The sequence below is a fragment of the Bacillus cereus group sp. MYBKT111-2 genome, from assembly GCF_051915205.1.
GTDB classification, from domain to species: Bacteria; Bacillota; Bacilli; order Bacillales; family Bacillaceae_G; genus Bacillus_A; species Bacillus_A paranthracis.
Map to the genome: position 1 here is coordinate 1 of NZ_JBQAEG010000020.1, position 10,801 is coordinate 10,801.

A 10,801-nucleotide genomic window follows, 5' to 3' on the forward strand; every position below is an offset into this window, starting at 1 on the left:
GTAGGTCCAGTAGCTCCTGTAGCTCCTGTAGATCCAGTAGGTCCAGTAGATCCAGTAGCTCCAGTAGGTCCAGTAGATCCAGTAGCTCCTGTAGCTCCAGTAGGTCCAGTAGCTCCTGTAGGTCCAGTAGCTCCTGTAGGTCCAGTAGGTCCAGTAGATCCAGTAGCTCCAGTAGGTCCAGTAGATCCAGTAGCTCCTGTAGATCCTGTAGGTCCAGTAGCTCCTGTAGCTCCTGTAGCTCCTGTAGATCCTGTAGGTCCAGTAGGTAAAGTAAGTGGAGGAATAGGAGGGAATGTTGGACCTATTAATTCTGGATTGAAATTATTGAAAAAAAACGGTGATGGAATGTTGTTATTTGACATATAGAAACCTCCTATCTAGTTTATTAAAAAAATATATTATATATAGTAAATGTATAAAGATATAAAATTGATTATTATAAATGTATTAATTTTTTGACATAAAAAAAGAGATGAAGGACCAGTTCATCTCTTTTTTCCCTATTCAGGTGAATTTATGTCAATATTTATTATATGTATAAGTTTAAAAAAAAGTTCTTATATTGAATTTTATAATTAAGTATTGTTAAAAAGTGTAATTATAAAGTCTGCTGAAATAAATGTTTCATTTCTTTTAATAGGGGTCACCATATTATTTTGGGAAAATTGTACGCTAAGGACTACAAAACCTTATTCTTACAGTATCTTTAAAGGTAAATACATGTTCAGAAAGATAGAAACCTAAGTTTAATTGAACATTGATTTGTTTACATGCTTTATGAACATGATTATAGTCAGAAAACGTGTTGATATTGTTGAGTTTTACCCTCTGTTCATAAATATAAGGTTTTCTGGACAGATATCTCTTAGCGTACAGGAAACGCTTGGAATGTGTCCGAATTGTGTCTAAACGTACAATTTTCCTGAAATGGTATGGTGACCCCTAATACAACTTAAAAGCATTTGAAATACGTTTAAAAAAAGTAACTCAAAAACTTTTTACTTTTTAATAAGTGTAGTATTGAATAATTAGTAAAGTGATTATTGGGAGAAGAAAAATAAGTGGTAAGAGTCAATGGTAAGCGGACTGAAAGAGATCAGCGTTTTTTTGCTGATCTCTTGAAAGGAGCATTAAGGAATTGACTCGTGCATCTGATTTTCCAACCTCTTGGCAGTTCCCCAAAACAAATTGTTTTGGGGACGCCAACCGGCGAGGGAGGCCCTCAAGGATTTGAGGGGTTGGGGAGTTGGATAAGGGGGTCTGGGGAAGATTTCCCCAGCAGGTTTGGACAGAGTCCAAGGTTGTTTTTTCCATGCTAAGCATGGCTCGGCGAAGCCGAAAAGCGTCGCAGACCCCTATCGATTTTGATGCGAAAGCGTCAAAATACGTATAGGGTTACTCTAATTGACACCATTTCGTCGCTTTGCTAGACTTATGGTATCAATTAATCTAGGGAAAGTGGTGGCACTTTATGTTGGGTTCTATCTCATTTAATCAATCTCACCAAAGTTCATTAAGCCACAATAATAGGGAAAATATTCATGGGAATCCTGGCATTGATCCAGCTAGGTCAGAGGAGAATATTTACTTTGTTCAAAAGGACATCCGAAGTGTATACAAGGATGTCTTTCAAGAAGCGGTGGACAAGTATAACGAGAAGCAAAAACGGAATGACCGTAAGATTGAGAATTACTATGACAAAATACATAAAGATGATAAAACGCATGAGCAACGAGAATTGGTCGTAGCGATTGGAGAAGGTAAAGACGACCCGAAGTATAGGGAAGCTAAGAAAGAAGCGTTAAAACGGTATGCTGAAGCGTTTCAAGAGCGGAATCCCAATCTGGCAGTCTATAACATGGTTTTACATGATGACGAAGCAAATCCACATTTACATATTAACTATGTACCGAACTTTGAAAGTAGTCGAGGATTAACGAGGCGTGTCGGAATGGATAGAGCTTTGCAACAACAAGGTGTCGAAGGAACGGGAAGAAAGTTAATTGCGCATTGGAGAGAAAGGGAAACCGCTTATATAGAGCAATTGGCTAAAGAATATATTCCGAATTTTGAACGTGCTAATGTAGGTTCACATAAGTACATGAAAGTCCGTCAATACAAGGAGTATGCAGAAGCAAAGTCAACTATTGAAAATCAAGTAGAGGAAAAAGAAACTAAGTTACAAACGATTGACGATCATTTAAAAAATGTTGAAGAGAAAACAAACGAATTAGAAATGACGAAAAAGAGTTTGGAAAGTGATGTTGTTGATACGTACAAAGAATTAGAGATAGTAAAGCAACAGGTAGAGAGTGAAAATGAAAAGCTGCAGCTAATTGGCCAGCGTCATGTGGAATTAGAAAAAAGAGTAGAACAAATGCAAAAAGAATTAGATAGTGCTAGTGATCGAGTGCCAAATGAACCTGTTAAAATTCCATTTTTACGTAAAGAAGTAGTAGTAGAAGTACAGGATAAAATGTTTGGAAAAGCTGAAATTACAAAGAAACAGACAAGAAATTATGTGTTATCACCAGAACAATATCAAGAAGTAACAAAGCAAGTGAATGCAGCGGTCACTATCAAAAAGGATCATGAGCGTTTGAGAGAAACAGACTTTGTGAAAGAGTATGAAAGTTTAAAAATGACTGCAGACGGTTGGATGAAAGAAAATAGAACATTGAAACAGGAAAAAAACCAGTTGCAAAAGGAAGTTGGTGTATTAAATAGAGAAATTAGCTCGTTAAAAGCTCATATAAAGGGTTTGCAGACGAATATAAGAGTTTTATATGTACAAACGAAAAAAGTTTTAAAAGAGCAATTTAAGGGGTTTAGAGAGAGTGTTAAAAATGAATTGGGTAGCAAGGGAGTAGATAATCAATTTGAACGTGAGCATAAAAAAGAGGTGAATAAACATCGTGGATTTGATATGGAACGGTAAAAAAACAGGGAAACTTTGTTTTTATCTTTAAGGTTGTTAAAAACATGATAGAATGAAAAAAAGAGCCATGCGGGAACATGACTCTTTTCATAGGGTATTTTACGAAAATACCTAAACTTCACTTATCTGATTATAGATTATCATAATTTGATTTATAATCAAATAGCAAAAAATAGGTATTTTTGTTGATTCCCTCAATTAAGGAGGAATTAACTTAGATATGACAAAGAAAATTATTGATTTTGGACAAGCTGAAAAAAAAGCAAAAGAAAGAGATAGTAAAATTAATAGTATTTATGAAAAACTTGAAGGTAGTGGCGGACTTTCTGAAGAAGAAAGAGTCATTATGCTACAAGTATTAAGTAAAATGTCTGGTGGAGAAGAATATTTTATTGGTAAAAAGAAAAAACCTACAGATCGGGTGAGATTTGTGCAGATAATTACTGATAATATTAATTATCTATGTAAAACGGGATATCTGACAAATGCTGAAAAAGCTTTTTTGATTGATTTAACACCGTATATAGAGTTTAAAACTAATATTTTAATTGAATGTTCAAATGAAGATTCTGAAGAAGTAGATGCAGATGCAGCTACACCAAGTTATTTAGCAAGGAAGTTAGGAAAAGATAGAAGTAATCTTTCTCATTTAATGAATGGTTTATTGGAAAAAGGTGTTTTAGCTGTTGCAGAATCTGGAATGACAACTGAAGATGGTCGCATTTGTAGTTCTCGTACTTGGTTTGTGAATCCTAATGTTTTATGTTGTTCCCCTAAAGATGGAGTAGACAAGGCTACTATGAAGATTTTTAAGAAGTCTCTTAGAAATTTTAAAATAACTGGAGATAAGAAAAAACATAACTTACCGATTTATTTATTTTAGATGTCATTTGTTATTGACATCTTTTTTTTTTTTATTATTTTCCATTTTTTAGGTGTGGGAATTTAACAACACATGTGTGGGAATTTTCCCACACCCTACCCTTGTTAAACCCTTGATATTACTGACTTTCTTTACTTTGCTCTTCTCACTCTTATATATAGGGCTAAAAGTTCCGCAAGGAACAGGTAGTATTTTTGAGCAAACAACGCTCAAAAATCTCCACCTTCATAATAAAAAAGTCGGTTCGTTCATCCTCACCTAAAGACTACCGTCTTTTCTTTTTTATTATGTCCTTGCAAAACTTTTTTCGGCTTGTATGCTTTTCTCGCCAAGCCGACAGACAAAAAGCAAAGCAATGCCGATCGACTTGGACTAGTAAGTATACAAGCCGAACCGCCTAGATCATTCGTCCTAAAATAGTGCTTACTCCAAAATTGATACGGAATACGTGGGGTTTCGCCCCCACACGACGAGCCAGCACTCTAGCCAAAAAGCAAAAAGTAGACCAAAAAACAAGGACAAAATCAGGCTAAACAAAAATAAGCCGTCCATATGGACGGCTTATTTACATAATTCACGATATAGGAAGTTCTATTTTAGTAAACTCATAGCAACTACAATACATCCAACTATAAATAATTCTTTTTTTAATATGTATTTTTATCTTTACTTAGGATATGCTATAGTCTTTTCCTTAAAAATGTTTCCATAATATCTCTCTTAAATCTTTCATAATTGAACTGAAAAGCGATATTATGTGTTTTATAACCTGGATTTGTCACAAAACGAAAGTCTGCGATACTTTGACCAAATCCTTCTCCTAGATCGGGAATTACTTTGATGGGCACTTTTGACAGACGAACTGCATCTGGATTCAACAAATACCATATTGTTAAAAAATCATGCATAGGGCTTCCTCCTATGCCAGGATTCGATTTAGAGTAGAAATTATAGTAGTAGTCTAACATAGGTTTGATGATGAGTCCTGCAAGGTCTTGTGTATTCCGGTGAAATGCATCAATTTGTTGAACCATTTCAGGTGTAACAATCGCGTGTTGGGTGACGTTTAATGGAATAATTGTCAAATTCTTCGCATGCTGCAGAATTAAGTTTGCTGCATAAGGGTCTGCGTAAAAGTTAGCTTCAGCCACAGCAGTCACGTTTCCGGGGTAAAAAAAGGCTCCACCCATGCAAATGTATTCTTTCACATTCCGCATTGCTTCTAAATTCAAAATAAATGACGTAGCCAATGAGGAAAGTCTTCCCAAATTGATAATTGTAAGATCGTCTAAATTTGAGTTTATAATTTTGTAAATATCATTCATGGGATAAATTGGATAAGGGATTTCAGGTGGAATGATAGGTCCTAGTCCTACTTTTCCATGTACTTCAGGAAAATATTGAACCAATATACCTGTTAAAGGTACAGAAGCACCGAGAAATACGGGTATCTCTTTTCTTCCCGAAATATACTTCAAATAGTTAATATTTTTTATAGCATTCTCTCTCGATACATTTCCATAATCAGCTACAATCCCCACAAGTTGGATATCATTACGAAAAAAGGTGTACAGAATAGCAAACGCATCATCAATTCCCAAATCTGTAAACAAGAGAACTTTTTTGGGCATATATTTTCCTCCAAAAGCCATAAAATTTTATTTTTACTAAGGATGTAATGAATAGGCTTGTACTATATTTGATATATATTTTATATATTCTTCAATAGTACATTCTGTTCATCTATAACTTTAGATATCTTATATGTGTTTGCATCTAAAAAAGTATTTTTGTTTTGTATATTGTATACAAGTACAGTTAACATAACGCATCATTATCGGCAGCAAGGAAAAAGCGGAATCCATTGATATAATAAGGATTCCGCTTTTTCTTTGTTTGTCATCCTATGCATGATTTTATACATTGTTGAGATACTATGGTTTTTCCGGTTTACGAATGTCCTGTATTAGTACAAAAAATTGTATAAAATCTTGTATAAAAAAGATTGATAATTTTAAAACAAAGTTTGATGAAAAACTTTGTTGATATAGTTTTTTTCTTTTGATTTTTAAACTTCAATTGTATTGTTAAGTTAAAGGTCCATTTAATGAAATAAGTGTTTTAGGCTAAAAATCTTTCTTTACAAAAGTCACTTTGAATTTTAAGTACATTGACTTAACCAGTGCATAGGATAATTTTATAAAATTGTGAAGGATTGAGAAAAATGCACTATATTCCTTTTATGTATCGATATCAATATCTTTATTATGTTAATGTACCAATACCAATGTATAACTATGGAAGACAGTCTGTTTATTGTACTTTTCCTAATGAGATAGATTATACAAACAGATTTGATTTTTTTCGTTTTTCCAATGGTGATGGAAGTATTTCGTTAAAAGATTATGGATCAGAACCATTTGTTGTTAATATCAATGAAGCAGCAAAGCAAAATAATACGTATCGTACTGCTTTATGGACAGGGAAACATTTACAAGTTACCTTAATGAGCATTAATGTTGGTGAAGATATCGGTTTGGAAATACATCCTAATGTTGATCAATTTTTACGTATTGAACAAGGTCAGGGGATTGTTCAAATGGGAAAGAGTAAAGATAATTTAAATTTCAAAAGAAATGCTTATGATGATTTTGCAATAATGATACCTGCAGGAACATGGCATAATGTAATTAACACAGGTAATATTCCGTTAAAACTTTATTCGATATATGCTCCTCCAAATCATTCATTTGGTACCGTTCATGTTACTAAAGCAGATGCATTGGCTGTGGAAGAAGATTATAGTCATGGCAATAGGAATACAGTTGGTTATTAATCAAGATTTATTATAAAATCTATAACTGTGTTTTAAAAAGCAAAAAAATAAACTTTTGTTAATCTTAAAAAACAATTGAAAACTCTTCTTTAAATTTTAAAAAGAAGGTGTTACCTTTTCAAAGAAGGAAAAGACTATATAGCAACTGGAGAACAGCTTGAAGCAGAGGGAGGACAAAATATGGCTCAAACTTATTGGGGATCTGAGGTAGCCAAGAATTTAGGGATTGGCTCAAGTACTTTGCGTAAATATTGCCTTGCTCTGGAGGAAGTTGGGTATCCTTTCGAGCGCGGTAGTAATAATTCTAGAATTTTTTATCATAAGGATGTAGCAATTATAGAACGGCTATTAACAGCTATGAACAAGAAGAACGTAACACTAGAACAGGCTGTAAATCTAGCAATGACAAGTGTTATAGAAAATGAGATAGCAACTGTTGCTACAGATAGCGTAGTAGATACAGAACAGATAATAGTATTATCAGAACGTATAGAACGTTTAGAACAGCTTAATTTAGAATTAATTCAAAGATTGGATCAACAAAGTAAATTTTTACAGGAAACAGATGCTCAAAGAATAATAAGAGAAGAACAAAGAGATATTCAATTAATGCAAGTATTAAGAGAAATACAAGACAGTAAGCGATTAATAGCAGCTTCAGAACAGAGGAAATCGCTTTGGAGTCGTCTATTTGGTAAATAAATTAGAATTTAATAATAGAGAAAAGCTTACTCCTATATAAAAATAAATAAGGAGTGAGCTTTTTTGTTACTTATAAGTGGTGTTATTATAATTTCTAAAATTGGGAGTAGCTCCCCGATGTCAAGGGGAGCTACAGAGGAATAACCATGACATTAATTTTGAATTATTTAATACTATTGAACATAATAAATTCTTTTACAATGACACATACTATCCTTATATAAATTGTTATAATACGAACACTTAATTCAAAAGGGGTTAGCTACTTGTGTCTGAACATATAGAGATTATTTTGAGAACACTATTAGCTTTTTCGATTTTATTTATCGGAGCTAAACTACTAGGAAAGCAAATTATTGCTGAAATGAATACTTTTGATTTTATTGGTGCTATCTCTATCGGAAGTATTATTGCGAATTTGGCATTTAATTTAAATATAAAAACTCATCATGCAGTCATTGCTTTTCTTATGTTAGTATTGGGGTAGCGTCAGAAAAATGCGGATTTACAACGTTAAGCATTTTGATACAAGTCTTATGAGAAATTATGAAGTCCTAATTTAACGATAATTTAATTATGTACCAATAGGCTTACTCTATTGAGATTGTGAAAAAATGTACTTAAACTAATGGGGCAGGTTAGTGAAAGGCAAGTTATTTAAAATATATATTAAGACTTCAACAAATTTTAGTGTTATATATAAACCCCTGCCCAGTCTTTTAAATTATGTTATAATTATCGCAAGAACAAGTATTTAAACAAAACTCGGAGATGTATAAGATGATTAGATTAGAGAAAATAAACGCTGATAACTACCAAAAAGTTTTTGACTTAGAACTTGTAGGAGAACAGGAAAACTTTGTTTCATCAAATATGAGATCGTTGGCACAAGCCTGGGTATTTTACGAAAGAGCCAAGCCTTATGCTATTTATAATGATGATACAATTGTAGGATTTATAATGTTTGACTATAAAATAGAAAATAGGAAAGTAGAGATTTGGCGATTTATGTTAGGGAGTGCATATCAAGGAAAAGGCTATGGTAAAGAAGCATTAAACAAAGCTATAGAATTTTTGAAGCAAGAAAATTTATTCGACTATATCCAAATAAATTATGTTGAAGAAAATTTAGTGGCAAAAAAACTTTATCAAAAAGTTGGTTTTTCAGAAACGGGAGAAATGGAAGGAAACGAAGTTGTTATGAGGCTCTCAATAGTGAAAGAATAGGTGTCAAATATATTCCAGTTTCATTACCTAACAGCAGTGATGAATAGCTAAAAGTATATTTCAAATAGATAGAACGTTTTAGGTTGGCAGCTGCTAGCCCTTTTTGTATTCTTGTTTTGTGAATAGTTACACTTAAACTAAAGGGTGCTTTAGTTCAACAATCTAAATTAAAAAGTCGATTCCTTGAGAGACTGGAAATCGGCTTTTTTTATGATTGGAACTTCCTTAGCGTTGTAAATACGCATTTTCCTGACGCTACCCCTTATAGGAAAAAAGAGAAAACCTTTAGATCGGGTGAGGTTTGTGCAATTAATAATGGATAATATCAATTATTTGACTGAGATTGGTTATTTGAGTAGTAAAGAAGAAGCTTTTTTATTTAAATTAGCTTCATTTGTGGAATTTAAGACTAATGTTATTGTAGAACGTGAAACAGGTAGTCCAGCATCTCCCACATATTTGAGTGAAAAGTTTAAAATAGCTCGTCAAAATATTTCAGGTACAATGAATACTTTGTTAAAAAAAGGAGTATTAGCTGTTGCGCAAGCAGGGGTAACAACAGAAGATGGTCGGGTGTGTACAAGTCGTACATGGTTTGTAAATCCTAATATTATGTGTTGTAGTCCAAAGGATGGTATAGACAAAGCAACACAACATATTTTTAGAGATTCATTACAAAATTTTAAATTGGAAGAAAAAGGGAAAAAGAAGTATAAACTTCCTGTTTATTTGTTTTAAAGAATACAAATTTCTATTGTATTCTTTTTTTTTTGTTATTTCCCAATTGTTAGGTGTCATGAAAACATGACACCTAACATCTTATGAACCCTTGATATTATTAACTTTTTTCATTTTGTTCTTCTCACTCTTATATATAGAGCTAAAAGTTCCGCAAGGAACAGGTAGTATTTTTGAGCAAATAACGCTCAAAAATCTCCACCTTTAAAAAAATTATCCTTGCGGAACTTTTTTCGGCTTGTATGATTTTTTCGCCAAGCCGACAGACAAAAAGCAAAACAATGGTTCTCGACTTGAACAAACAAGTATACAAGCCGAATCGCTTAGATCAATCGTCCAAAAATAGTTTTTATTCTAAAATAGATACGTAATTCGTGGGGTTTCGCCCCCACACGACGAGCCAGCACTCTAGCCAAAAAGCAAAATTTTATATAATTAATATTATTTGTAATAATATTAATTAAGAAATGCGAAAAAAAGATAATCTAGCTGCTACAATACTTGATCCTGCTGCTGTAGCTCCACCTATTGAAATAGTTTTATCACTAATATTATATAAATTAATTGTTGTGCCAGCTGGTATTTGACCAGAAAATCCGAAACAAACAACTTCTTGACCTGTAGGTGTACCATAATTAGCTCCATCTAAACTAGGAACTGGAATACCATTAAATCCTACACCAACAGCAACAGGGCCAGCTTGATTATTTGAAGTCATTACAGCACCAATAAAAAAGTAATTACCAGGAATTTGAATAGTAAAAGTATCAATACCATTAAATGTAACATTTTTACTTATTAAAACTGGTGCTGTAAATTGAATAGGTGCTAAATTATTAACAGTTTGAGGAGCAGGAGTTACTATACTAGCGTTAGCAGAAGAAAAAGTTCCAGTAGCTCCAGTAGGTCCAGTAGCTCCAGTAGATCCTGTAGCTCCTGTAGCTCCTGTAGGTCCAGTAGCTCCAGTAGGTCCAGTAGCTCCTGTAGGTCCAGTAGCTCCTGTAGCTCCTGTAGATCCAGTAGGTCCAGTAGATCCAGTAGCTCCAGTAGATCCTGTAGATCCTGTAGATCCTGTAGATCCAGTAGGTCCAGTAGCTCCAGTAGATCCTGTAGCTCCTGTAGGTCCAGTAGCTCCTGTAGCTCCTGTAGCTCCTGTAGGTCCAGTAGCTCCTGTAGATCCTGTAGATCCAGTAGATCCAGTAGATCCAGTAGCTCCAGTAGATCCAGTAGGTCCAGTAGCTCCAGTAGATCCAGTAGGTCCAGTAGCTCCAGTAGATCCTGTAGCTCCTGTAGGTCCAGTAGGTCCAGTAGATCCAGTAGCTCCAGTAGGTCCAGTAGCTCCAGTAGCTCCTGTAGCTCCAGTAGATCCTGTAGCTCCTGTAGGTCCAGTAGCTCCTGTAGCTCCTGTAGCTCCAGTAGGTCCAGTAGATCCAGTAGCTCCAGTAGGTCCAGTAGATCCAGTAGCTCCTGTAGCTCC

The 10,801-nt window shown here is 34.1% G+C and carries 9 protein-coding genes and 2 pseudogenes; 7 read left to right on the forward strand and 4 right to left on the reverse strand.

What is annotated here, in order from left to right; translation table 11 throughout:
- The coding region (locus ACTFNE_RS27075; protein ID WP_439998579.1) for an exosporium leader peptide-containing protein at window positions 1-362 on the reverse strand (362 nt) is incomplete at its 3' end.
- A 1,109-nt stretch (window positions 363-1,471) separates the two neighbouring features.
- Here ACTFNE_RS27075 and ACTFNE_RS27080 point away from each other — a divergent pair.
- The gene (locus tag ACTFNE_RS27080) at window positions 1,472-2,938 is read left to right on the forward strand and encodes a plasmid recombination protein (protein WP_000901539.1); all 1,467 of its coding nucleotides are present in this window, start codon (window positions 1,472-1,474) and stop codon (window positions 2,936-2,938) included.
- Window positions 2,939-3,158: 220 nt separating this feature from the next.
- Window positions 3,159-3,821 (forward strand): MarR family transcriptional regulator, encoded by a 663-nt coding sequence (locus tag ACTFNE_RS27085; RefSeq protein WP_000162379.1) that lies wholly within the window; start codon window positions 3,159-3,161, stop codon window positions 3,819-3,821.
- Window positions 3,822-4,501: 680 nt separating this feature from the next.
- Here ACTFNE_RS27085 and ACTFNE_RS27090 read toward each other — a convergent pair.
- A complete protein-coding gene (locus tag ACTFNE_RS27090) occupies window positions 4,502-5,452 on the reverse strand; it encodes a nucleoside hydrolase (RefSeq protein WP_001125079.1) in 951 nt (316 codons plus the stop codon).
- A 593-nt stretch (window positions 5,453-6,045) separates the two neighbouring features.
- Here ACTFNE_RS27090 and ACTFNE_RS27095 point away from each other — a divergent pair.
- The 5 genes and pseudogenes from ACTFNE_RS27095 to ACTFNE_RS27115 form a co-directional block, all read left to right on the forward strand.
- Entirely contained in the window at window positions 6,046-6,657 is a 612-nt protein-coding gene (locus ACTFNE_RS27095; protein ID WP_073542121.1) for a cupin domain-containing protein, read from the forward strand.
- Window positions 6,658-6,837: 180 nt separating this feature from the next.
- Window positions 6,838-7,359 (forward strand): DUF3967 domain-containing protein, encoded by a 522-nt coding sequence (locus ACTFNE_RS27100; protein WP_000079496.1) that lies wholly within the window; start codon window positions 6,838-6,840, stop codon window positions 7,357-7,359.
- Window positions 7,360-7,627: 268 nt separating this feature from the next.
- A pseudogene (locus tag ACTFNE_RS27105) lies at window positions 7,628-7,837 on the forward strand (DUF421 domain-containing protein); the annotation flags it as partial.
- A gap of 302 nt (window positions 7,838-8,139) precedes the next feature.
- Complete coding sequence (locus ACTFNE_RS27110) at window positions 8,140-8,586, forward strand: GNAT family N-acetyltransferase (protein ID WP_000620148.1); 447 nt, start codon at window positions 8,140-8,142, stop codon at window positions 8,584-8,586.
- A gap of 264 nt (window positions 8,587-8,850) precedes the next feature.
- A pseudogene (locus ACTFNE_RS27115) lies at window positions 8,851-9,324 on the forward strand (MarR family transcriptional regulator); the annotation flags it as partial.
- A gap of 460 nt (window positions 9,325-9,784) precedes the next feature.
- Here ACTFNE_RS27115 and ACTFNE_RS27120 read toward each other — a convergent pair.
- Together ACTFNE_RS27120 and ACTFNE_RS27125 are read right to left on the reverse strand one after the other, a co-directional pair.
- The gene (locus ACTFNE_RS27120) at window positions 9,785-10,042 is read right to left on the reverse strand and encodes a hypothetical protein (protein WP_000203354.1); all 258 of its coding nucleotides are present in this window, start codon (window positions 10,040-10,042) and stop codon (window positions 9,785-9,787) included.
- Between the two features lie 154 nt (window positions 10,043-10,196).
- Window positions 10,197-10,801 (reverse strand): hypothetical protein (locus ACTFNE_RS27125; protein WP_439998581.1); only part of this gene is annotated, 605 nt, incomplete at its 5' end.

Bases quoted from the DNA above. Each gene is read 5' to 3' on its own strand.
- ACTFNE_RS27095 (WP_073542121.1), top strand. From the start codon at position 6,046: ATGCACTATATTCCTTTTATGTATCGATATCAATATCTTTATTATGTT.
- ACTFNE_RS27120 (WP_000203354.1), bottom strand. From the start codon at position 10,042: ATGACTTCAAATAATCAAGCTGGCCCTGTTGCTGTTGGTGTAGGATTT.
- ACTFNE_RS27085 (WP_000162379.1), top strand. From the start codon at position 3,159: ATGACAAAGAAAATTATTGATTTTGGACAAGCTGAAAAAAAAGCAAAA.
- ACTFNE_RS27110 (WP_000620148.1), top strand. From the start codon at position 8,140: ATGATTAGATTAGAGAAAATAAACGCTGATAACTACCAAAAAGTTTTT.
- ACTFNE_RS27080 (WP_000901539.1), top strand. From the start codon at position 1,472: ATGTTGGGTTCTATCTCATTTAATCAATCTCACCAAAGTTCATTAAGC.
- ACTFNE_RS27100 (WP_000079496.1), top strand. From the start codon at position 6,838: ATGGCTCAAACTTATTGGGGATCTGAGGTAGCCAAGAATTTAGGGATT.
- ACTFNE_RS27090 (WP_001125079.1), bottom strand. From the start codon at position 5,452: ATGCCCAAAAAAGTTCTCTTGTTTACAGATTTGGGAATTGATGATGCG.